The 24,200-nt window shown below is 61.0% G+C and carries 16 protein-coding genes and 1 pseudogene; 14 read left to right on the forward strand and 3 right to left on the reverse strand.

Annotated features, from left to right (window positions below):
• Positions 1–28 precede the first annotated feature (28 nt).
• The gene (locus tag LNV09_RS05220; RefSeq protein WP_263556283.1) at positions 29–829 is read right to left on the reverse strand and encodes a carbon-nitrogen hydrolase family protein; all 801 of its coding nucleotides are present in this window, start codon (positions 827–829) and stop codon (positions 29–31) included.
• A gap of 12 nt (positions 830–841) precedes the next feature.
• Positions 842–4,954 carry a YhdP family protein gene (locus tag LNV09_RS05225; protein ID WP_263556025.1) on the reverse strand — a complete coding sequence of 1,371 codons (4,113 nt, stop codon included), beginning with the start codon at positions 4,952–4,954 and terminating at the stop codon, positions 842–844.
• 86 nt (positions 4,955–5,040) lie between these two features.
• Here LNV09_RS05225 and glnE point away from each other — a divergent pair, with 86 nt between their 5' ends.
• From glnE to LNV09_RS05290, 13 genes and pseudogenes are all read left to right on the forward strand, one after another.
• A complete protein-coding gene (gene glnE, locus LNV09_RS05230; protein ID WP_263556026.1) occupies positions 5,041–7,836 on the forward strand; it encodes a bifunctional [glutamate--ammonia ligase]-adenylyl-L-tyrosine phosphorylase/[glutamate--ammonia-ligase] adenylyltransferase in 2,796 nt (931 codons plus the stop codon).
• On the forward strand, positions 7,815–8,408 hold the full coding sequence (rrtA, locus tag LNV09_RS05235) for a rhombosortase (RefSeq protein WP_263556027.1): 594 nt from the start codon (positions 7,815–7,817) through the stop codon (positions 8,406–8,408). The genes glnE and rrtA overlap by 22 nt, the downstream gene beginning before the upstream one ends.
• An 18-nt stretch (positions 8,409–8,426) precedes the next feature.
• The gene (locus LNV09_RS05240) at positions 8,427–9,365 is read left to right on the forward strand and encodes a DMT family transporter (protein WP_263556028.1); all 939 of its coding nucleotides are present in this window, start codon (positions 8,427–8,429) and stop codon (positions 9,363–9,365) included.
• A gap of 16 nt (positions 9,366–9,381) precedes the next feature.
• Positions 9,382–10,254, forward strand: coding sequence for a transporter substrate-binding domain-containing protein (locus LNV09_RS05245; RefSeq protein WP_263556029.1), 873 nt, complete (start codon positions 9,382–9,384; stop codon positions 10,252–10,254).
• Positions 10,255–10,459: 205 nt separating this feature from the next.
• Positions 10,460–11,746, forward strand: a complete 1,287-nt coding sequence (locus tag LNV09_RS05250; protein WP_263556030.1) for a tyrosine-type recombinase/integrase — start codon at positions 10,460–10,462, stop codon at positions 11,744–11,746.
• On the forward strand, positions 11,743–13,422 hold the full coding sequence (locus LNV09_RS05255; protein ID WP_263556031.1) for a site-specific integrase: 1,680 nt from the start codon (positions 11,743–11,745) through the stop codon (positions 13,420–13,422). Before LNV09_RS05250 ends, LNV09_RS05255 begins: the two co-directional genes overlap by 4 nt.
• Positions 13,419–15,662 carry a hypothetical protein gene (locus LNV09_RS05260; RefSeq protein ID WP_263556032.1) on the forward strand — a complete coding sequence of 748 codons (2,244 nt, stop codon included), beginning with the start codon at positions 13,419–13,421 and terminating at the stop codon, positions 15,660–15,662. Before LNV09_RS05255 ends, LNV09_RS05260 begins: the two co-directional genes overlap by 4 nt.
• A 401-nt stretch (positions 15,663–16,063) precedes the next feature.
• On the forward strand, positions 16,064–16,519 hold the full coding sequence (locus tag LNV09_RS05265; RefSeq protein ID WP_263556033.1) for a VPA1267 family protein: 456 nt from the start codon (positions 16,064–16,066) through the stop codon (positions 16,517–16,519).
• A complete protein-coding gene (locus LNV09_RS05270) occupies positions 16,516–18,741 on the forward strand; it encodes an AAA family ATPase (RefSeq protein WP_263556034.1) in 2,226 nt (741 codons plus the stop codon). The genes LNV09_RS05265 and LNV09_RS05270 overlap by 4 nt, the downstream gene beginning before the upstream one ends.
• Before the next feature lie 296 nt (positions 18,742–19,037).
• A pseudogene (locus LNV09_RS05275) lies at positions 19,038–19,673 on the forward strand (glutathione S-transferase); the annotation flags it as partial.
• A 115-nt stretch (positions 19,674–19,788) separates the two neighbouring features.
• The gene (locus tag LNV09_RS05280; protein WP_263556035.1) at positions 19,789–20,139 is read left to right on the forward strand and encodes a GntR family transcriptional regulator; all 351 of its coding nucleotides are present in this window, start codon (positions 19,789–19,791) and stop codon (positions 20,137–20,139) included.
• Positions 20,136–21,011: an ABC transporter ATP-binding protein gene (locus tag LNV09_RS05285; RefSeq protein ID WP_263556036.1), complete on the forward strand. Its 876-nt coding sequence runs from the start codon at positions 20,136–20,138 to the stop codon at positions 21,009–21,011. The genes LNV09_RS05280 and LNV09_RS05285 overlap by 4 nt, the downstream gene beginning before the upstream one ends.
• Before the next feature lie 19 nt (positions 21,012–21,030).
• Positions 21,031–21,924 (forward strand): hypothetical protein, encoded by an 894-nt coding sequence (locus LNV09_RS05290; protein ID WP_263556037.1) that lies wholly within the window; start codon positions 21,031–21,033, stop codon positions 21,922–21,924.
• Positions 21,925–21,933: 9 nt separating this feature from the next.
• Here LNV09_RS05290 and LNV09_RS05295 read toward each other — a convergent pair whose 3' ends face one another.
• Positions 21,934–22,989, reverse strand: coding sequence for a MerR family transcriptional regulator (locus LNV09_RS05295; RefSeq protein ID WP_263556038.1), 1,056 nt, complete (start codon positions 22,987–22,989; stop codon positions 21,934–21,936).
• A 165-nt stretch (positions 22,990–23,154) separates the two neighbouring features.
• Here LNV09_RS05295 and LNV09_RS05300 point away from each other — a divergent pair, with 165 nt between their 5' ends.
• Positions 23,155–23,763 carry a glutathione peroxidase gene (locus tag LNV09_RS05300; protein WP_263556039.1) on the forward strand — a complete coding sequence of 203 codons (609 nt, stop codon included), beginning with the start codon at positions 23,155–23,157 and terminating at the stop codon, positions 23,761–23,763.
• Positions 23,764–24,200 lie beyond the last annotated feature (437 nt).

Here is a 24,200-nt window from a genome sequence, read left to right on the forward strand (position 1 = left end):
TCAGCCCTCCAGAATTGCCGCCCGAGACCTACAGCCGCCGATGCTGCAGGGCCGGCAACTGGCGCCGCACAGCGGCCAGGCGCGCCAGGTCCAAGTCGGCCAACACCACACCTTCGCCCTCGGGCAGACAAGCGATCACCTCACCCCAAGGGTCGATGATCATCGAGTGGCCCCAGGTCCTGCGGCCATTTTGATGCAATCCACCTTGGGCCGGTGCGATGACATAGGCCTGATTTTCGACCGCTCGTGCGCGCAGCAGCAATTCCCAATGGGCTTGGCCGGTCACGTAGGTGAAGGCGGCCGGCACACTGATCAGGTCGACCGGCCCGAGGCTGCGGTACAGCTCGGGGAAGCGCAGGTCATAGCAAACGCTCAAAGCCACCCGCAGCGGCCCCGCCTGCAGCGCCACCGGCTCCGTCCCGGCCTCCAGCACGCGGCCCTCGTCATAGCTCTCGCTGCCATTGTCAAAACGGAACAGATGCATCTTGTCGTAACGCGCCGCCTGAGCGCCGTCGGGCGTGTACACGCAGCAGGCGTTGCGGACCCGCCCGGCCTGCGCCGTGTGCAGCGGAATCGTTCCGCCTATCAGCCACAGGCCCAGCTCAGCAGCAGCCCGACTCAACATGCTTTGGATGGGCGCGCGGAGATCACCTCCTTGCTCGGCCACCGCCAGCTTGTCGCTGTCGGCGAGGCCCATCAGGCAAAAATACTCGGGCAGCGCCACCAACTCGGCACCTTGGGCTGCGGCCTGCTCCAGCCAATGGCGAGCCCGCGCCAGATTGAGGGCCAGATCGGGGCCGGAGACCATTTGAACGGCGGCTACTTTCATCATTCACTCTCCTCAAGGGGCGCTGGCGGCGGCTGATGGGGCTGATGGGGCTGGTGCAGCATCGGCCGCCGGCGCGGTTTCAAATAGATTGCTGTGGTGCTCGACCCGTTCGACCTTGGGGTCCACCCAGCTGCCGGTAATGCGGAATTCACGCGTATTGGCGGCCGCGATCGGCTTGCTCAAAACCAGCTGCGCCAAAAACGTGCCCAGGCCAATGGCCGGATTGATCGCGATATAGGCCAGCGAAGCGCCGCCGGTATTGAACTCGGGCACCACCAGCACGCGCAGGTTTTGTGTTTCAGCCGCAAGGTCGGCCTGGCCGTCCACCAAGACGGTCGCCTGCACGCCGCGCGTACGCAGATTGCTGCTGCTGGCCACGCCGCGCGTAATCTTGACATCGCCGGTCACGCCGTCGAAGGTAAAGCCTTCGGAGAACACGTCTCGGAAATCAAAAAGAAAACGCCGCGGCAGCGATTGCAGGCTCAGCACCCCCATCAAGCGCCCCACGCCAGGCTCCACATTGAGAAATTGCCCGGACTCCAGCTGCACATGGAGTTGACCGTTCATGCTGGCGAAGTCCGGCGCCAGCGGCTCGCCCGCCCAACCCAGCTGGCCGGTCAAGTGACCTTTGCCGCCGCGCAAGACCCGACCCTGGCCCAAGCGTTCCAACATATCGCCGGCATCCAGCAGTTCTAACTTCCAATCCAGCTGGGTACGTCTGAGTGCCCGCCCCGGTTCATTCAACCATTGGCCGGTAGCGTTGAGCACGGCGTCGGGCGCCTTCAACTGCAGCTTGCTCAAGCGCCAGTCATGCGCCGGGCCACTGGCTTGCGCCTCAATCTCCAGCCTACCCAAACGCTTGCCGCGCAGCTCAAAGTCATCGACAACAATATCCAGATCAGGCACGTTGCCGGGCTGGCTGTCCAAAACCTGGCCCACGCCATCGGCCTCCTGATGCGGCAGGGACAGCCGACTCAGCCTGGCGAACACGCGCGCGGGCTGCGCTGGCTGAGCCCCTCGCAACTCGACATAGCCGGCCATTTGTGCCGCATCAACGGTAAAGCGCCAAGTGTTTTTGGTGGGCGCCGGCGCCTGCGTGATGCCGGCCACGACCTTGGTCAGAGAGCGGCCGGAAAAATGCAATTCATTCGCCCGCAGGGCAATTTGGCTGGGTGCATAGGCGCTGGCCAGGCCGGAGCTCGAGGCCGCTTGCCCGCCCTCATTGCCCGGCGCTGCCGCCGAGCCCCACAGCCGCTGCAGGGTCTTGTTCCAAGTATCCAGATTGACGCTGTCCAGGTTGGCCTGCAGTTGCACGCCGCTGCTGGGCAGGCCGGCCAAACTGTCCTGCACGCTCAACGCGCCGCGCAAGACTCGCGCCGGTTCGACCGAGACATCGCGCTGGTAATGCGCTTGCAAGAGATTGCCCAACTCGAAGCGCAGTTCATCGAGTTTGGCATCTCGACTCCCGTCCGGCTTGAGCTGTAAGCGCAGCGGCAGGCTTGCGCCCGCTTCTTTGCGCAGCGGTGCCGGCAGGTCCAATCCCAGCCCAACGAGATTGCTGGTGATCGAAAAGTCTGCCAAGCCTTGATTCAACCCGACCTGCAGCCGGTAGCTGGCCTGGCCGCTGGCGGCCTGCGCCAATTTGGCGACGGACCCGAGTTCGGGCGAACGCTGCAAGGCTTCGGCCGTGGCCACGCCGGTCGCCGTGAAACGCAGGCTGCCATCGGCTTGGTTGCCGCCCTCGACGCTCAAGTCGCCGCCAAAAGCACGTGCCTGCACCGTCTGCAACTTGACGCCCTGGCGGTCGAACTCGACGCTGCCGCGGGTGCTGGTCAACAAGGGCAAATCGGGCCGCAGCCGCAGCTCCCCGCCCAGCAATTGCACCGCCCCCTTGACGACCGACTTGTCCATGTCTTGCAAGGGCAAATTCAAGCTCAGTTTCAGTTTCGCCGCGCCGCCGGCCGTGGCTGCCGCCAACAAGCCGCCGCTGGCTTCATTGACCGGCGACTGACGCACAAACTTCAGCAACTCGGTGCCCGGCCCGTTGCCCTGCCCCTCGATCTCCAGTCGGTGTTTGACCAGCAAGTCTTTGATGCCGCCCTTGATGCCGCTGAGTTCATAAGCAAACATCTTGGCGCGACCATTTTTGATCTGCATGCCGCCGCGCTCGAACACCAGCTCGGCATTGACTGCCTCCAGGGCCGGCCAATTCGATGCCCGCCCCTCGACGCCGGGCACGTAGAGAAAATCGATGTCGCGCGCCTGTGTGGTGATGCGGAACTGCCCGTCGCGCTCGCGCTCGCCGTCGAAGGGGAACTTGGCCAACTCACCGCGCACGCGAATATTGACCGCACGCGCCTCACCCGCACGCAGGGCGTCTCGCACATAGTCCAGCGCATGGTCCCCAACGGCCAGCGGCAAATAGCGGTGAACCTTGACTGCATCGATCTTGTCGATCTGTCCCGTCAGCTCCAGCCAACCCGGCAGCCGACGTCCAGCTTTGCCGCTGCGCCAGACCGCATCAAATTGCCCTTGCATATCTTGGTTGAGCAGTTCCAAGCGGCTCACGCGCAGCTCATAGTGCGGCGGCTGCTTGGGCGCCGATTCAATCCGCCAGTCCAGCTTGGCGCTCAGGCGCTGAATCGGCGGCAGATCTTGGCGGAATACGCCGGGCAGCTCAAGTATTCCATCGGCCATGCTCAGCTGCGCCTGACCGCCTTTTTCGCTGGCGTCGAGCTGCAAGGTCAAACCACTCAAGCCCAGGTGCTCCAATCCCTGACGGCGCCCGCCCAGACGCAGGCCCTCAAGGCGACCTTTGACTTGGTAGCGGCGCGGGTCCATCACCGGGCCCTCCCAGCTAGCGCTGAGCCGGCTCAAGACGCCTTGCGGCGCCATCTCGGCCAACCAGGCATGGGTTTGCTCGTCAAACGGCAGGCGCTGGGCCAGCTGGCTCATCAAGGCCAGGTCGAGCCGTTCGGCCGACAGCTCCCCGCCTATGGGCAAGCCCTGCACGACAGAGCCCGCAGCGGGTTTGGGCAGGCGCAGCGCCAACTTCCAATCCGTACGCGGCCAAATCACGCCGTCGCCGCTGATGAAACCGAGCTGGCTGGCTTGCAGGCTGAGCGATTGCGCGGCGTGCACAAACTGCAGCCTGCCTTCGATCTTTTCCAGGTCGAGTTGATCGGCTTTGGGTGTCAGGCGCAGCTTGACCGCACGCAGCGCCAGATCGCTGGTCACACCCTGCGGCTGGCCCTGCTTGAAATCGACCCAGGCGCGCAAGGCGCCGTCGCCCTCGCTCAGCTCGAAGGGCAGGTCAATATGACGGCGAAGCTCGCGCAAATCTGCGCGCGGCAAATCGGCATAGAGCTGGCCGCTCCAGCCCTGAAAATCGCTCGGCCGGCCCAGCAGCGTTTGGGTGAAGCGCCCGCGCAGGCCAAAGCGCTGGCCCCATTGCGGCGGCGGCGTCGCGTCCAGGCGTAACTCATGGCGGCGCACGCCGTTGCGCAAGACTAGGTTGAGATCAGACAACTCCAGCGCTTGCGTGGCGCGGCGCTCGTCGATCCAGCGCACCCGGCCATTCAGGATCACAAACTCATGTTGTGACAACAGCCAATCCGCCCATTCCTCAGCCAGGCCGGTGGATTCGGCCTGCGCCGCCTCGTCGACGCTCAGGCCGGCGACAAAAAAGCGCCCCTTGGCATCGCGGCGGACCTCGACCTGGGGGGCGTCGATCAGCAGTTGCTCGAAGCGCAAATTCAGACTCAGCAGCGAGCGCGCCGACAGCGCGGCCGCCACCTTGGGCAAGCGCAGCGCTTCGCGGCCACTGGGGTCGAGCAGGCGTACCTCGCGCATCTCAATCGCCGGTATCCACCCCCCCGAAGTAACCTCGATGCTGCCGATGCGCACCGTTGCCCCCAAGGCCTGTGAGGCATGGCGCTCCAGTGCCGGACGCCACTCGTCGATGTGCGGCAGAATCACCCAGTGCAAGCAGCCCCACGCCACCATCACCAAGCCCCAAGCCAGCAAGAGCAGGGCCAGCGCCCAGCCGATCAGGCTGCGCAACCAGCGGCCGGGTCGTTTGAGCCAGAACAGGCGCGTGGATAGTGGGGATGGCTTTACTGACATTAAGAGGGGAGCAAGCCGTGAGACAGAGTTCGGGTAAGTTGAAGCTGGCCGCTGCGGCCCTGAGCGGTTCCGTAGCATAGCCAGCCATGACAGCCATTGATTCCCTCATTGTCCCCGAGACTGCGCCTGTGGCTTTGGCCGAACACAGCCGATTTGTGCAAAGAATTCGGCGCCGCTATGCCGCCGAGCTGAGTTTGCTGCCTGCCGGCCGGCCGGACCGAGCCGCCATTGAGCAGTTGATCCACACCTTGCAAGCCGCCGGCCGCCAGCTTGGCCCAGCGCTGCGGGTGGCCCGCCACTTGGTGCTGGAGCGCCTGGCGGTGCTGGACATCGAGGCCGGCGCGGCGATGCATCAAATCACCGAGGTGATGACCAGCCTGGCCGAAGTGACGCTGTGCCTGGCGCTCAAAAGTGCCCGCGCCGAGCAAGATGGGCTGAGCGGCGCGGCCCGCAATGCGAGCGGCGAGGTCATCGAGTTCTGGGTGCTGGGCATGGGCAAACTGGGCGCCCGTGAGCTGAATGTCTCCTCCGACATCGACCTGATTTATGTCTATGACGATGATGGCCACACCGATGGCAATGTCAACGGTAAAGGGTCCATTTCGGCGCATGAATACTTCGCCCTGGTCGCCAAGCGGCTCTATGCGCTGATCGGTGAGGTCACCGATGATGGCCAAGTCTTCCGGGTCGATCTGGCGCTGCGGCCGAACGGCAACTCGGGGCCGGCGGCCGTCAGCATGGCGATGCTGGAGGAGTATTTCCTCGTGCAGGGCCGCGAGTGGGAGCGCTTTGCCTGGCTGAAGAGCCGCGTGGTGGCGCCGCTGGAGAGCGTGCAGCTGGGCCGCGCTTTAGGCCTGCGCTCGCTGGTGACGCCCTTTGTCTATCGCCGCTACCTGGACTACGGTGTGTTCGAAGGCCTGCGGCAATTGCACCGCAAAATCCGCGACGAAGCACGCTCGCGCGCCGTCGGCCGGCCCGAGCGCGCCAATGACGTCAAGCTCTCGCGCGGCGGCATCCGCGAGATCGAATTCACTGTGCAGCTGCTGCAAGTGGTGCGCGGCGGCCAGTTCCCCGAGATCCGCACGCGCTCGACCGTCAAGGCGCTGGCGCGGCTGGCCGAGCGCGGCCTGATGACGGCCGAGGCCGCCGAAAAGCTGAGCGCCGCCTATGTCTTCTTGCGCCAGGTCGAGCACCGGATTCAGTACCTCGACGATCAGCAGACGCACTGCCTGCCCAGCAATGATGAAGACCTGAAGTGGATCGCCCGCAGCATGGGCATGCCGTGCCAACAAGCGGGCGCCGCAGGGGCAAGAATTTCCTGTCAGCTGCTGGACCGCTTGGGCGAGGTGCGCGAGATCGTTGCCACCGAGTTCGACGCGCTCTTGCATGACGGCCAGGCGCCCAAGGCCGGCGGCAATGGCTGCCGCAGCTGCAATGGTCCGGCGCTGCCGGTCGATTCGGATGAGTTCCTGGCCAAGCTGCCGAGCGAGCTGGCCGTCGCCGTGCGGCGCTGGGCCGAGCAGCCGCGCGTGCAAAGCCTGCGTGAGGAGTCGCGCCTGCGCCTGGCCAAGCTGGTCGGCCGCGCAGCCGTCGCGGTGCGCGACGAAGCCTGCAGCATGGCTGCGGCCTTGCGCTTTGTCGACTGGATCGAGCCGCTGCTGCGGCGCGAGAGCTATTTGGCCCTGCTGGTTGAAAGGCCGGCAGTGCAGGCCCGGCTGCTGCGTCTGCTGGGTTTGGCTCGTTGGCCGATGCGCTATCTGATGCTGCATCCCGGCGTCATCGACGAGTTGGCCGACAGCCGTTTGCAAAACGACCGCTTTGACGGTGCCGTGTTCCTGCAAGACCTGCAAGAGCGCCACGCCGCCTGGGAGCGCGGCGGCGAGGCGCATGAAGAAGCCTTGCTCGACACCCTCAGGCGCGCCCATCAGGCGGAAGTGTTTCGCACCCTGGTGCGCGATATCGAGGGTCAGATCACGGTCGAGGAGGCGGGCGATGAGTTGTCGGCGCTGGCGGACGCGATTTTGCAATGCACGATCGAATGGACCTGGGCGCGGCTCAAGCAAGCCCACCGCCCGGCGCCGCGCTTTGCCGTGATTGCCTATGGCAAGCTCGGCGGCAAAGAGCTGGGCTATGGCGGCGATCTTGATGTGGTGTTCTTGTTCGACGACAGCGACGAAGCGGACAAAGACCTGGCACCCGAAATCTACGGGGCCTTCGTGCGCAAGCTGATCACTTGGCTGACCGTGCGCACTTCGGCCGGCGAGCTGTTCGACATCGACACCGCGCTGCGCCCGAATGGCAATTCCGGCATGTTGGTGACTTCTCTCGCCTCCTTCGAGAAATACCAGACCGGGCGCGGCAGCAATACCGCCTGGACCTGGGAGCATCAGGCGATCACGCGAGCGCGCTTTTGCGCCGGCGACCCGGCCCTGGCCGAGCGCTTCGAGGCGGTACGCCGCCATGTCTTGACCGCGCCGCGCGATCAGGCCGCGCTGCGCTTGGAGATTCAGGCGATGCGCGACAAGGTCCGCGCCGCCCATCCGGTCCGGATGAGCAAGTTCGACGTCAAACACAGCCCCGGCGGCATGATGGATGCCGAGTTTGCCTTGCAATACCTGGTCTTGGCCCATGCCGGCGCGCACCCCGAGCTGATCGCCAACGCGGGCGCCATTGCGCTGCTGCAGCGGGCTGAAGCAGCGGGTCTGCTGCCGGCCGGGGTCGGCAGCAAGGCAGCCAATGCCTACCGAGAGCTGCGCCGCGCCCAGCACAAGGCAAGGCTGGATGAGCAACCCACGGCGGTCGAAGCGGCGGACTTGGGCGCACTCGGCCTGGACCTGCACCGCGATGCCGTGCTGGCGCTGTGGCAGGCGGTGTTCGTCTGAACGTGGCGCGCCATGGCTGGAGCGGCTTTGGCATCTTCCTGGGCCTGGCCGCGCTGCTGACCTGGCTGCTCCCCAGCAGCGTACTGGACTGGCAACCGCAGCTCTTAGCCAGCGAACCTTGGCGCGCCTGGACCAGCGCCTTCGTCCATTGGAGCCGGCAGCATCTGTGGGCCAATCTGCTGGCCTGCGCCGTCGTCACGCTGTTCGGCTGGGGCGCGCGCGTGCCCAGCCGTTGTGCCCTGGCCTGGTTCATTGCCTGGCCGCTGACGCAGATCGCGCTGCTGCTGCAGCCGACGCTGCCGCATTTCGGCGGGCTCTCGGGCGTGTTGCATGCGGGCGTCGCGGTGGTGCTGGTGGAGTTGCTCAGACGCGACGGCCGCGAGCGCCTGATCGGTGCCGGCGTCACGCTGGGGCTGCTGATCAAACTTTGGCAAGAGCAGCCTCTGGGAGAGCCCATGCGTCACTTGGCCGAGTGGGACATTGCCGTCGTGCCGTTTTCGCATTTGACCGGTGCGCTGGCCGGTGCGCTCAGCGCCCTGGTCTTGCTAGGGCTGGCGCGCCGGCGAACCTAGCCAAGGCATAGTGCGCGGATGAATGATTTGCGCAAAACCCATCTCGACCGTGTTGCCGTCGGCAGCCTGCTGCTGTGCTGCATCTTGTGGGGCTTGAACCAGGTCGCCGCTAAGGCCGGCTTGAGCGAAATCGGCCCGCTCTGGCAAGCCGGCTTGCGCTCCAGTGGCGCGGCGCTGCTGGTTTGGGCTTGGGCCGGGATGCGCGGCATCAAGCTGTTTGAGCGCGACGGCAGCCTGCGCGGTGGCTTGATGGCAGGCCTGCTGTTCGGCCTGGAGTTCGCCTGCGTCTTTGTCGGCCTGCAGTACACCAGCGCCTCGCGCATGGTCGTGTTTATCTACCTCAGCCCCTTTGTCGTGGCGCTGGGCATGCCTTTTATTGCGGCTTCCGAGCGGCTCAACGTCCGCCAGGTGAGTGGCTTGTTGCTGGCCTTTGCGGCCGTGGCATGGGCCTTCTCGGAAGGCTTTGGACAGAGCAGCGGCAATCCTCGCCAATGGGTCGGCGACGCGCTGGGGGTGTTGGCGGCGCTGTTCTGGGGTGGCACCACGCTGACGATTCGCGCCAGTGTTTTGAGCCGCATCAGCGCTGAAAAGACCCTGTTCTATCAGCTGGTCGTTTCCGGCCTGGGCCTGTGTTTGGCGGCCGCCCTGCGCGGCGAGGCTTGGCCGGCGGTCTGGTCGCTGCGCCTGAGCGGTTTGTTGCTGTTTCAAACCGTCATCGTCAGCTTTGCCAGTTATTTGCTCTGGTTCTGGATGGTGCGGCATTACCCGGCCACGCGGCTGGCCACCTTCACCTTGGCCACGCCGCTGTTTGGCCTGCTGGCGGGCGCCCTGCTCTTGCAAGAGGACATCACGCTGCGCCTGATCTTGGCGCTGCTCGCTCTGGCAATAGGGGTTGTTCTGGTCAATCAAAGGCCGCAGCCGCAGGCAGAATCACGCGGTGAAAATGCTAGCTTGTAATCCACACGCAGCGCCCTTGAGCCGCCGCGACTGCCTTCGCCTCGGCTTGGCCGGCACCGCACTGATGGGCGGGCTGTCCGGCTCGCCGACCCATGCCGCCGAGGGCGCGGTGCTGGCGGCCGGGCCGGCCGACGTGATGGCCGACTATCAGCGCTTTTTGAACCAGCGCGATGTGCTGCAACTGAATGATTTCGGCGGCCCCTATTCGCGCCGTGATGTGGTTGAAGTGGTGCTGTTCCACCAGGCGCTGCACCGCGGCGGCTGGCGCACGGCCTTGAAGTTTCAAGACATGCCCTCGGTCGAACGCTTGTTGCGCGAACTCGGCACCGGCCATGTTATTTCCAGCAGCACCAGTTACTGGAGCGAAGACATCAGCGGCGCGGAGGCCTCCGTGCAGCTCAGCCAGGCGGTGATCGGCGATGGCGAGTTCGAGGCCGGCTTCTACACGGTTGAAACCAATACCCGGGCAATGAGCGCCAAGAACCTCAAGGACCTGCAGGCCTTGAGCGGCTTGTCCAATCAAACCTGGTTGGTGGATTGGCGCAATTTGAAGCGGCTGGGCATTCAAGCCCAACATGTCACCAACTGGGAGTTGATGCCCAAGATGGTGGCCGCCGGCCGAGCCGACTTCTTGTTGGCGCCCTTTCAAGCCACGCCGGACTTGAGCCTGCAAGTCGGCAACGTACGCCTGCTACCGATCCCCGGCGTCAAGATCGGCATGCAGGGCACGCGGCATTACCTGATATCCAAAGTGCATCCAGAGGCTCAAAAACTGCAAGCGGCGCTCAATGCCGGCCTGCAACAGCTGCGCCAGCAAGGTGTGATCCGCAAGGCTTATATGCAATCCGGGTTTCTAAACTCAAAGGTCAGCGACTGGCTGCGGCTCTAGACTGACCCATCTTTCAAACCCCAACCAGAAGGCAAGCTCATGATTCAGCTCTGCGGTTTCTCGCTCTCGAATTACTACAACAAGTAGGGTGAAGTGAGCTGCATTTTGTATTTAAGCCAGGTTTTATCTGTGAGAAATTAACGTTTCTTACAAGACACTTTGTAATTCATATTGTGAAATATTCTGCAGATGGTATGATTTCATCATGTCCATAAGCGCATCATTGCCTTGCCGACTCAAAACCTCCCTCTTCGGTTCGGGAGAGCGCGCTGCGTTTCTAGTCGACTCAGACGGCCTGCCAGAGCCTTACAGCACGCTCTACGTCACCATGAAGTTGCGGAATGCCGGGCATTCGGTTTCGACGCAGATAGCCGAGCTCAACGCAATCAACGTATTGTTTGCACACGCGGCAGAAGCCGGCATTGAGTTGGTACCGCGCTTCAAGGCAGGGGACTACTTGGATAGAGTTGAGTGTGAAGCGTTACGCAGAAGCTCTCAACGCAATTACGGACCAAGCGCAAAGCACCAAGCCGTAGTAATTGCCCTCGGAAACGGCAAACGAGGGTACATCCCTGCCGTGCCTCCCGTCGCCCCGTCGACTCAGTACAAACGATTGTCTTACTTCGCACGCTTTTTAAAGTGGCTTGGCGAAGAGTTGGCCGGCGATAGCGGAGATGGACGGGCGCCGGTCATCAATGCGATGGTTGAGAACATTCAGGCACTGCGTCCGGCTCAAATCGACTCAAAGACCGACATAGAGTCGAATACATTTTCTCGCGAAGACGACGCCCTACTTTGTGGCCTCCTTGCCGAAGGCTCGCTGACAAACCCATTCACCCCCATGGTGCAGGTCCGCAACTTGCTGGCTATCGACCTTTTGCGCCTTCTCGGGAAACGACGGGGTGAAATTTTAAACATCCGGTTGAGTGACATCAACTTATCAAAACGACAAATTGACATCGTTCGACGCGCTGACAACGTGCACGACCCTCGCGTAAATCAGCCCTTGGTTAAAACGCGGTCGCACACGCTGCCAATCGGTCCAAGTTTGGTTAGCCTTATCAATCAATACTTGCCGCTACGTCGCTCAGTAGCTGGCGCGTCCAAGCATCCGTATTTGCTGGTGACGCACAAGTCAGGCCCGACTCAAGGCCAGCCAATGACGATTGAGGCGCTTAAGGAAGTATTCAGAACCATCAAACGCGCAGAACCGCGGCTGTCCCACCTACATCCGCACCTACTGCGGCATTTCAACGGTGATGCAACTGCCAGGGCTCAGCAAGGTGACCAAGCAACCCCAGGAAACAGCGAACGCGACCGGCGCCAACGCAATTTTTTGGCTGGACGTGCCCCCGAGTCAACCATGGACAGCCACTACACAGCACGCGAAACAGAGCGGCATGCAAATAAGACTTCGTTGAGAACACAAGAAGAGCTCACCAAGGCAATTAAATCCGCACACATCTCAAGCGAAGAGCCTGACAGCCTATGAAAAAGTCCAGCATTCCGAGACCGTTGGCGGTGCTCCCAGCATCGAACAACCAGCCCTACTTGGTCATAACCAGGGATGGGGTGGAATTCGATAGTCGAATGCCAACGTGGCCTATCGATGCACAGACGACTCTTTACGTTGAAGACCTTTGCAGCCTCTTTGACTCAGAGCTAGCGGAAGGATTGGTTGGAACGCTGCGCAACCTAGTCAGCAAATTTAGTGCCAATACGGTACATGGGCACGCGACAGTCTTACGACATTACCACCGAACGATTGCTCCTTCTAGTGTGATTCATCATTGGGACGCAAGCGACTTACGCGGCTATCGAGAAAGCCTCATCAACGAATTCGGTCATGAAGAGTACCTGATAAGGCTACGGGCGTTCCTCAAACACTGGGGAGCGTTGCGGCAGCCGGGCGTCTCTGCCGACACGACCAGGGTACTGCGAGAAATGCGACTCAAGGCCTCTGAAAAAGGTCGCGCGGTACGCATTCAAGACCCCCAAAAAGGGCCCCTAACGCCAGATGAGCTACTCAATCTGACGCGAGACATTTACCGAGGCGTAGAAGCCGGCGACATCAGCTTAGAGCTACTCAGCCTCGTGGTCTTCCATATCGTTACGGGCCGAAGGACGGGCCAGTCAGCGGCCCTCAAGTGCCTGGATGTAGACAGAAGTCGAAAAGGGGACCCGACCCCCGGTAAAAATGAAGGCGAACAGCTCTATTTGTTACATGTGCCAAGGGCCAAACAACAAGGGCATGGGTTTCGAAGAACGCGTCGCAGCATACAGCTCATAGAGGTGAATTTCGCATTGTTCGAGGCTCAGCGTGAAATGGTGCGCGCCGAATTTAATCAACTCTTGGAAGAGAACGGCTTCCAATTGCAGCACTTAGACGTCGAGCACTTGCTGGCATGCGTACCCCTCTTCCCTAACTGGAAGAATATTCGCAATACCGTAACTGCCGCCAAATCACTCCGCGAGCAAAGCCACGCCCTCGCACTGGCCACCTTGCGGACTCACGCTGAAGGGCAGCTTTGGCACCTAACCCGAACCCAAGTAACAAAAATGCTGCAAAAGGCTGGCAAGCTGGCCGGGGCAAAAGCGCGTGATGGAACACCCCTGCAGTTAGACGTAACACGCCTGCGATACACAAAGGGCACGGACTTGGCCCGCCAGGGCGTTAACCGGCCAACGATAGCCTGGTTGCTGGACCACTCCAACCTCGATAGCGCGGGCATTTACATTGACAATTTACCCGAGCATGCTGCACATGTTAACGAAGCCTTAAAGGGCTCCCTGGTCATGAATCACGTTGCAGCCCTGTTCCGCGGCGAAATTGTGGACTCTGAAGCGGATGCAGTTGCCGGAAACGTCCCTCAACAAAGTCGAATTTACTACCAGGGTAACGGCGCAGCCACTTGCGGCATCCAAAAGCAGTGCGGTTTGGGAGGCGGAATCCCTCTAGCCTGCTACACCTGTGAGCGATTCCAACCTTGGATTGACGGCCCCCATGAATCTGTATTGGCCGATTTGCTCCGAGAACGCAGCCTCGAATGCAAAACCCTAGGCGACGACCATCCCGTAACTCGTCGACGTGACGCCACCATATCGGCAGTCATCAATGTAGTTCAGCGCTGCACAGCCAGAAAACAAGAGCTGGCGGCTCGCACTTGACAGTGAACAACTCACAAAAACCACTTCACTCCGAGTTGCGGAGTCGGGCCACTCGAAAGCGGGCAGAAGCCCTCGCTGCGTACATCCAAACAGCCCAAGAGGGCTTCAAGGGCTTAGCTTACGACTGGGAAGCGCCCCACTGGAAGGGAGTGGGTGTATTCGCCAAGCACGGCGTCGTGAAAGGCGGTCCAAGAACAAGGGGGTACGACAGCTCAGAGTTATTTGACCCCGGTTTCCTCGACTTTGCGAAAGCCTACATCAGGACGCAGCACCTTCAAAATCCGAGAGAGTCAAAAGCCGAACAAGGCAGCCGTCTCATGGGGCTTCGCCTTGTTGAGCTAGCCCTTCTTGAGCTTCACGAAATAGCCGACCCGTTGAAAATTGACCGAGGTGTTCTTGACCGCGCGACAGCGCTGGCGATGAAGCTTCACACAGGCGCATCCTGCCCTAAAGCCGGCAATGCTGTTCAATCGATGGTGCAGACCTTGATTGCCCAGGGCATCTTGCCAATTGAGCTGAATGGCTGGACATCACCAATTCGTTCGCACCGCAATATGGGCACCACTGCGGGGAGTGAAGGGGACCGAGCTCGCCAACAGAAGTTACCCAGCCTGGAGGCTTTGCAGGTTCTGGCCAATATCTTCAATCGCGACTTGGACCCAGAAGACGACAGGCACCATAGGGACATCTACACCACGAGCGTCGTAGCTCTACTACTTTCGGCACCTTCTCGCGGGCAAGAAATTCATAGACTGCCTGTGAACTTAGAAGTCAAGACTACTGACAGATTCGGCAACGAACAGACGGGGTTGCGGCTGCACGCGAGTAAGGGCTTCGGGGCCTACGTCAAGTGGGTATGGTCCGGCATGGTGCCTACCGCGCTAACTGCAATAAAGAGACTGACGTTAATTACAGAAGAAGCGCGCGCACTGGCTCGTCACCTTGAGAACGCCAAAACTCGCAATCGATTCTTCCGCCATTCGAACTGCCCCGCGGTTGCTGATGACGAGCCACTGACTGCTGAGCAAGTTTGCATGGCGCTGGGCAAGGCAAGCACGGGAAGCCTTAGTACTGCGGGGCTCAGCACCGCAGACTGCCGGCATACGCTGGCCTCGCTGTGGAAAGATTGGGTACTCCCCCTCCACGAGAAAAAGCACCCCTACTTCCCTTACGTCAGCAAGAAAGACCAAGCACTTGGCAGTAAGGGAGGGCTAAAGTTCAGCGACGCCTTATTTTGCATGCGAGCCGACCAACTCTCGGCGCATAGAACCAGCATGGTGACGCTATGGCTCCCTAGCCTGAGCTCGGCATTCGCGTTCGATGTCGCACCCTCAAGAGCAAGGGGGTCAGTCAACATTTTTGACCGATATGGCTACACGAGTACCGACGGCAAGCCCTTGAAGCTGACGTCGCACCAACCACGCCACCTACTGAACACGGAGGCACAACATGTGGAATTGCCTGACGACCTTATTGCGCACTGGTCGGGTCGCTTGAGCATTAAGCAAAACGAGACCTATGACAATCGGCCGGAGCAAGAGCGCGTGGACCATGCCCGCCCACTGATAGACGAAATGGACGCGCAGCTAGCCTATCGTCCCTCCAGGACCGAGGAGGCGCGTCCGCTGCAAGCCAGTCATTGGAGCATCGACAGCGGGCCAAAGCCTCGCTCATGTGCCGACCTTGACATCCAACCGCAGCTCGCTGGCCTTAAAACCGAGTATGGCGAGTGCCATCACGATTGGGCGATGGCCCCCTGCGAGGGCCTAGTTGCATGCCTAGAATGCAGCGAACACGCGTGCATCAAAGGCTCCGACTCCACCGCTCAAGAGAGGTTGGCCCGAATCGACCGCCTACACCGCCAAGTATTGGCTGAAGTCGAAAAGGCAAAGACAGCGGTTACCCAGGAGAACTGGGGAGCACAGGAGTGGCTGGCCCTGCAATTGCGCTACGCGACCAAGCTCGAACAGCTCATCTCAATCTTGCAAAACCCTGATGTGCCGGACCGGTCCGTCATTCGACTGTCCCACGCTCAGCATCCGACCCACTTGCACCGCGTCCTGCGCGGAATTGCCGAACGGGCTCTAGCGGATAACTCAGCGCCGGCTCATGTAATGAAGCAAATGCTTGATGCCTTGAGCAACGCCGAGCAAGGCGTCCAGTCGATTACTGTGCATAAGCCCAAGCAACTATCCAACCCAAACAAAGTAGCCTCGGAGACGGTAACGGATGGCTCGTAACACACACATCAAGGCCGTCCACGTTGCGGCCATCCAAAACCTCATCCGAGCATGGGATGAGGAAAAGATAACTTGGGCGTCGGTTTGCGCAGCTGCGGAGCCAATTCTCGGCTACACGCCCAGTCGGTCCGGGCTAAATGCGCATCCCGGGGTGCTCGCGGCCTTCCAAGCCCGAAAGCAAGGCCTGACAGTTAGCCCGCCTGCTAAGCGCCCCATGCCCAGCAGCTTAGCTGCTGCAGGCCAGCAGCTAGCGGCCAAGAACGCCGAAATTGCGGAGTTGAACCGCACCCTTAGCAAATTTGAAGAGCAATTCAGACGTTGGCAGTACAACGCAAGGCTGCGCAAAATAACCCTGGAACAGCTGAACGAGCCACTTCCCGCAATCGACAGGACCCTCTGAGATGCCAAGCGTAGGGCACTTGGCGGCTCAAGCGGTTCGACGCTTCAATGAATGGGTGGTCGAACGAGACCGGGCGGCCGATTGGCCCGACTACATCCGTGCCGGAAAACTCAATCGCAGCGAGCTAGCCAAGGAGTGCGAGTTTGGCAGGGCGGCGCTGCAACAAAACCCGAGCCTTGCTGCAGCGTTGGCCGCATTGGAGGTTCGTTTAGCAGACCAAGGCGTCCTAAGCGCAGCGCCTCTGGTCGACCCGGAATTAAAAGCGATGGTCGGCGCTGCTGACGAGCAGGTTCGGCGGGCGATGTCAGCTCGCGCTACTCTGGAAAAGCGCGTCAAAACCCTCGAAGAACAAAACGCTGCCCTCCGGGCTGAAACAGCTGAACTGCGAGAACGGCTTCGACGCTCCGCGTTGGCAGACATTCACTTGTCCCAGACTGGAAGGCTCCTTCCGCCATGAGCGTGGTACAGGTGTTTCTCCGCGTAACGAGTGTGCGCTCGCGAGGTGCCGCCGGCGGTGCCATATTTGCCGGAAAAACGGATTTGGGAGAGAGTTACGTTGTAGTGGTGAACTACGCTCTCCTCGGGGACTCCAGTCTCGTTGAGCGCGCCCAAGTCTGGTCCGTTGAAGGCGAGGCCGCCCCCGTGTCATATACCGTGGACGGTATCGTTCGTAGCGAGGTGCAGATACGGGCCTCACAGGTAGCCTTGCAGCGCCCTAGCGGCAAGAACCTCGTCGCCTGGATTGCCCAGTCTTCCGAATGTATTGGCATCGGAGAAGTTCGAGCTCGACGGCTCTGGGAGACCTTCGGCACGGACCTGCCCGCGCTCATTGAGTCCGCAAACATTGCCGCGTTGGCGCCAGTGGTAGGAGAAGAGCCCGCCCGCACCCTTGTAGCCGCGTTTGAGAAGCACGGCATTGCGCAAGTTTTGCTCTGGCTGGACCAATTGGGGCTACCAAGGGCGCTAGGGGCCTCTGTAGCGCGTTACTGGGGGAAAGACGCCAGAGTCAAGGTCGGAATGAATCCGTACGTCCTTGTGTCCTTCTGCGCGGACTGGAAGACGGTTGACGACCTCGCACAGAAACGCTTTGAAATAGGCCCAGATGACTCGCGGCGACTCATAGCTGCCGTCGAAGAAGCCCTCTACAGAGCAATGGACAGAGGGGACACCGCGCTGCCCTGCGAAAACCTTAAGAGTCGATTGCGCCTGCTTCTGGGAAATTCTCAGCGGGCCGAGCTAGCCCTATCGGCAGCGCTGGGTAGCGGCGTAGTTACTGAATCGGCCGGCCTAGTCCAAGCAAAAGGCCTGGCTCACATAGAGGAAACCATTGCTGCTCGGTTAAAAGCACTGCAAGCCGGTCGAGGCCCCGACCAAGATGAGCTGTTCACTGTGGACTTGCCTCGAACTCAAGATGTGCAGAACTCAGTTGCGCTCTATGAGTCCTTGCACAGCATCGAGCTGACGCCCGAGCAGCGCGAAGCAATATTGACCTCCGCAACCAACCGAGTGAGCCTCATTCTGGGGGGAGCTGGAACGGGGAAGACCACCGTCCTAAAAGCGCTATGTCAAGCTATCGACCAAGTGACGCCAGGCGCCACCATTCATCAAATTGCATTGGCAGGTCGTGCTGCTCAACGGATGACTCAGGCGACAGGTCGGCCAAGCAAGACCATTGCGGCTTTCCTGCTTGACGACGATATCGCGCCAGGCTCGACCGTCCTCCTTGACGAGGCCAGCATGGTCGATGTCATCCTGATGTATCGACTCCTTCGACACATCCCTGCCGTACGCCTAGTTCTGATTGGCGACCCCTCGCAGCTGCCGCCGATTGGCCCCGGCCTCGTTCTCCACGCATTGGTTGGGCAGCCGTCAATTCCGCAGACCCTTTTAAAGACGGTCAAGCGGCAGACGGCAGCATCCGGAATACCTATGGTGGCGAAAGCAGTCCGGGACCACTGCAACCCCGAGTGGGCGCCTTACGTCGGGAAGGGAACAGGGGTGTCGGTTGTACCCTGCTCGGAAGGCGCCCTTGACGCCACCGTAGCCAACATCTACTCGGAACTGGGGGGGACCGGTCAGGACTTCTCAGTCCAAGTGCTAAGCACGACCCGCTCCGGAGCGGGCGGAATACGGGCGCTAAACGACATTCTGCACAGTCGTTTCGCGCCAAAGGCGCAGCCCGTGTGCAGCCATAGCAATGAGTTTGGCTCGGTCAATGAGAGAACCGCCGACCAACTCAGCCTCTTCGTGGGCGACTTGGTGCTCTTCGGGTCCAACGATTACACCCTAGGCTTGCGAAATGGCGCACTGGGCTGCGTCAGCGAGTCGCTCAACCCCGCCAGCGCGGATGAACCTGTTTGCAGGGCCGAATTTGAAGGGGTGCCCTATGAGTTGACTGCGGCGCATGTGCGGCACGTCATCCATGCTTATGCGATGACCATTCACAAGGCGCAGGGAAGCCAGTTTGAACGTGTCATCGTCCCTATTCGGTACTCCAGGATTCTCGACAATTCCTTGCTGTACACGGCCATAACTCGGGCGATTGGCCAGGTGGTCTTGGTCGGAGATATCCGAGCTGCGGAACAGGCCATACTCGCCCCGAGTTCCGCTTCGTTGCGCACCACCAGGTTGCAGGCGCTGATGCAGTGCGCAGAAACACCCCCTTCAAGACCGAATTAAAGCTGGCTGCGTAACACCCTCGTTCCAGAGGAGCATCGGCCCCTTGCCCGCCGCTAGCGGCGGGTCGCCGGGAAGGCCCCGGCGAGGGTATGCGACGAACACCCAATCTTGGCGGCGCTGCCCCACGCCTCGGGTCAATTGGCGTTAGCCGAGTTTGTGACGGAAATGTCGGTAACGGCCCACGTCCAAGTCGCTTACCTACTAACTTATGGACATAATTCAAGCAATCTCGTATAATCAGACCTCTTTACATAGAGGAAATTCCACTCACTCAGTCAGTTTGCAAGCGCTGAACTCTCCTTAATTATAAGGTCAAGTTCTTCATGCTGGAGAAGGGCATCCCCTTCGAAGAGCAGTTGGTGATGACGCACTCGCACGAAGAGGCCGTGTTGACCTGCAGCCCGCTCGGCAAGGTGCCTTTCATCCGCACGCCGCAAGGCGCTTTGTGCGAGAGCCAGGTCATCCTTGACTATTTGGAGGCCGCCCACCCGAGCCCGGCGCTGCTGCCCAGCGACGCCTTCGAAGCGGCCAAACAGCGTGAGCTGATCGTCTTCATTGAGCTGCACCTGGAGTTGGTGGCGCGCGAGCTGTACGGTCAAGCCTTTTTCGGCGGCACCGTCAGCGAAGGTACGAAGGCGCGCGTCCACAAACTGCTGGTCAACAACATCGCCGGCTTCAAGCGCCTGGCCCGCTTTGGTCCCTACGTCGGCGGCGAACAGTTCGCCATGGCCGATTGCGCCGCCTGGGTCAGTCTGCCGCTGGTGGCAATGGCCAGCAAGGCGGTGTTGGGCGAAGACCTGTTGGCGGCCGGCGGCATCGACTGGAAGTCCTATGCCAAGCTGGTCGGCGAGCGACCCGCCGCGCTGACGGTGGCCGCCGACCGCAAGGCCGATCAAGACCGCATCGCCTTGTTGAAGGCGCAAGGCGGCTGATCCGACCGCTTCATCCCGCGTTTTCTGCAGACTGTCGTTTCACAGGCCCCCCAGGTGGGGGCTTTTGTTATGGTGTGCTACATCAGCAACACACAGGCCACAGGCCCTCGTTGATATGCACAACTGGAACGACACCGCCCCCATCTACCAGCAGCTGGCCGACCGCCTGGCCGTACAACTACTGGACGGAGAACCGCCCGAAGGCGACGCCATGCCCTCGGTACGCAAGCTGGCAAGCCAATATCTGATCAATCCGCTGACGGTCAGCCGCGCGCTGCAAAGCCTGGTCGACAACGGCTTGGTGGAAAGCCGCCGCGGTCTCGGCATGTATGTGCGCGGCGGCGCCAGAGCGCGCTTGCGGCAAAGCGAGCGCGAGCAGTTTTTGCAAACCGAATGGCCACTCTTGCGCGAGAAGCTGCAGCGCCTGGGCCTGAGCGCATCCGACTTGAATTGGGAGACGAAATGAGCAACTTGATCGAAGCCCGCAATTTCAACATTCGCTACGGCAAGAAAACTGCCGTTGACAACATCAGCTTCAACATCGCCAAGGGCCGCGTCATCGGCCTGCTGGGCCACAACGGCGCCGGCAAGACCTCGCTGATGAAGGCCATGGTCGGCTTGATCGCAGGCAGTGGCGACTTGAAGGTGCTGGGCCTGGACCCGCGCAATCAACGCAACGAGCTGCTGCAGTCCATGTCCTATATCCCCGACGTGGCAGTGTTGCCGCGCTGGGCCAGGGTAGACGAGCTGATCACCTTGATGAGCGGCTTGCAACCGAAGTTCTCGGCCGAACGCGCCCGCGTGCTGTTGCGTCGCACCAGCGTCGGGCCGCGCGACAAGGTCAAGAGCTTGTCCAAGGGCATGGTGACGCAGCTGCATCTGGCCTTGATCGCCGCCATCGACACCAAGCTGATGATTCTGGACGAGCCAACGCTGGGCCTGGACGTGATGTCGCGCAAGAGTTTTTACGAGATGCTGATCGACGAATGGTGCGACGGCGAGCGCACGGTGGTGATTTCGACCCACCAGGTCGAGGAGATCGAGACCTTGCTCAGCGACGTGATGATGCTGGACGAAGGCCGGCTGGTGCTCAATATCAGCCTGGAAGAAATGGATTCACGCTTTGTGGCACTGTCGCATGACGCTGCCGCCGCGGACGCCGTCGCGCAGGCCCACCCCTTGCTGCGCTACCGCCAGCAGGGCCGGGCCGCCGCGCTGTTCGACGGCGCGCCGCCCGCCCATGTGCAGGAGCTGGGCCAGCGCTTTCGGCCCAGCCTGGTTGATCTGTTCATGGCACTGACCCGCAAGCCAGAACTGCAATCCCGCCAATCCGCTTGAGCTTCAAGGAGAAGAAGATATGTTTTCGACAAGATTTATGACCTTGCTGCAGCGCGAGTGGATGCAGCACCATCTGGGCTGGTTGCTCGTGATGTTGAGCCTGCCATTGATCCTGCTGGTGGCAATGCCCTTTGGGCATATCCAGATGGATGATCATCTGCCCCCGCCTACACTGCTGGCCGCAGCGGTGATATCAATGTCGACGCTCGTCGTCTTCGGCATCACCTTCTTGGTCACCTCATTCCAGCTCTCGGGGCTGGCGCGTCGAGACACCCAAGATCGCAGCATCGAGTTCTGGATGTCGCTACCGGGCAGCCACAGCGAGAGCATTCTGGCCACCGTTTTGATGCACACCGTGTTCGTGTTCTTGCTGGCGCTAGGCATCGGTGCGGCGATGGGCGTGCTGCTGTCGATAGCCGCCGTGATCAGGACGATGGGCGTGGGCGCGCTGATGGATGTGTCTTGGTGGGCCTTGCTGGTGGCCGGCGCTGCCGGGCTGGCCAGGCTAGCTCTTGGCACGGTTTTGTTCACCTTGTGGCTCTCGCCGATGTTCATGATCTTGATGGCAGCATCAGCGTGGCTGAAGCGCTGGGGCACGCCTGTCGTCATCGCTGCGGTCGTGATCGGCGGCAATGTGCTGGACAAGCTCTATGGCAATCCGGTGGTTTGGGACTTGCTGCACGCCCAATTCGACGGCGCCAGTCGCGCCATGATGGATGCCGACAACCAGATGCGCAACGGCTCGGTCCTGCCGGAGGCGATGCCGCAGTTCATCAGCCATTTCGCGACTTGGGCCATCACCGATGCAGGCGCGGCCTTGGCTCAAACCGCTTCGCTGCATTTCATCGGCGGTTTGGTGGTGGCAGCCCTCGGCTTCGGGCTGGTGATTCTGTACCGTCGCCGCGCGCATTAAAGCGCCAGGTTAGAGCTGTGGTTGCGCCGCCCGCCAGCGCGCCACGGCCGCCGGCAGGGCCGCCAATTCGGTGATGACCTGGATGCCGCTCAATTTAAGCGGATGCTTCAAGAGCAAGGCGCTGCCGCCGGCCCAGAGTTCTATGGAGGCCGGCAAGGCGGCGCGCAGATCGGCCAAGCCGCGCCGCACCATGCTGGCCGACATCAAGCCGCTGAAGCTCAAGGCCACGATGTCGCTGCCATGGGCAGCGGCCGCACGCGGCAACTCGTCCGCCGGGGTCTGCACTCCCAAGGACAGACATTGGCAGGCATCAACCGCCAGCAGCGACTCCACCATCAGCAGCCCCAAGCCATGCGGCTCGCCCGGCAAGGTGGTCAGCAGCACGCGGGGTCGGCCGCTGCCCCCCTGGGCCGGCACGCTTTGCACCGCCTGCCGCAAGATCTGCTGCACGCATTCGGTGTAAATATGCTCTTCAAACACCTCCAGTTCGCCGCGCATCCATTGCTCGCCCACCACACGGGTCAGGGGCGCCACCCATTGCTGCACAAAGTCGCTCAAACCTTGGCGCATCAAGGCCTGCACCAGATGCAGACGCAACTCGTCAACCCTATGGCTGCGCAAGAGCTGCAAACACAAGTCCCTTTCAGCGCACTGATCTGATTGCGCAACAAGCGCTGCGGCACCGCCACCCACCTTGTTCAGCCCATTGCGCTTTGCTTGTACGGCAAGCCCGGCTCGCCCCCCGGGCCGACTGCCGTCTTTGTCCTGCAGCAAGGCCTGCAAAGCCTGCACCGACGCCGGCACCACATGCCCCGGCCTGTGCCCGCCATCCAGCAAACGTTTCAGCAGCCGCAAGCGCTGCACCTGATCTGGCGGATAGACACGGTCGCCTGCACCGTCTCGCTGCGGTAGCGGGAAGCCATAGCGCCGCTCCCACACGCGCAAAGTGTCCTTGCTCAGACCTGTATCCCGCTCGACCGCCGCAATCCCCACCCAGCTGCCGGTGTTGTCCGCGATCGCGGCATCGGTCGCCGCTCCGGTCGGCTTTTCTGCCCCATTTCTCATGCGCAAGCCACCACCAAAGCCTCTTGACGTTTACCCATGCCGGGCGTTTCAATCAGATCGCACATGCCAAGCCCTTACAACTCTATTTGTCCTAGACAAAACATGGACAAGAAACAAATCCTGCCCTAATATAGATGCATGTCAATGATTTGACTAGGACAAACTATGAAAATGATTCCCCAACTGCTCCCAGTCAGCAAGCTAAGCCTGGCTGGACTGTTGGCAGGCGCCATGAGCAGCGCTTGCTTTGCCGCTAGCGCGCCAGCCCTGCCGAACACGGCGGCTTGCCCAGCCCTGCTGCAGCGGGAGATGCCCCGCTTACAAGACGAGAAGCCTCTGGCCCTGTGCCAATATGCGGGCAAGGTGGTGATGGTCGTCAACACAGCCAGCTTCTGCGGCTTCACGCCGCAGTACAAGGCGCTTGAGACCTTGGCTGCACGCTATGCCGACCGCGGCTTGGTGGTGCTGGGCTTCCCGTCCAACGACTTCGGCAGCCAAGAGCCCGGCAGCAACAAGGAAATCGCCGAGTTTTGCGAAAACACCTTCAATGTGAAGTTCCCGATGTTTGCAAAATCGGTGGTGAAAAGCGGCAAGCCCGACACCAACCCGCTCTTTGCTGACTTGATCAAGCGCAGCGGCAGCGAGCCCAAGTGGAACTTTCACAAGTATCTGATTTCACGCGACGGACAGCAGGTCGTGAGCTTTTGGTCCACCACTGATCCCTTGAGCAAAGGCGTCACCGACGAGGTGGAACGCCTGCTGTCCAAACCCTGAATTTCAGCCGAAAAGCATGGCAGCGGTCGCATCAAGCCTTAACAAAGCATTCAGCGGATCGCCATGTCCAGCGAGTGCTAATGCCATGCCTGTACGGATCAATTCATCTATGGCAAACAAGTTCAATGCGCTTTGTAAACAATTGCAAACGCAAGAAAATTTTCGCAATTCTTTCGAATTTTCGGTAGTATTGTCACACTTACAGTCGCAAAGTCACTCCCTCAGTGGAGCAGCAATCTCGAAGCCGTTTTCCTCCTCCTCCCTCCCTCCCTCGTTGGCTTCGAGGCACTTTGCGACTACTTTTATGCCAGGGGCTTGCGCCGTTAGCGCAAGCCCCTTTTCATTGCCCGGCGCACTGGCCAATTCTTCTGCCGCTTTATTGCGGGTGACGGCGCCCTCCAGCGCTGGCCATGCGCAGCACTTGCTGCCTTTTTTGA

Source organism: Paucibacter sp. B2R-40 (assembly GCF_025717555.1).
Classification (GTDB): Bacteria; Pseudomonadota; Gammaproteobacteria; order Burkholderiales; family Burkholderiaceae_C; genus Paucibacter_A.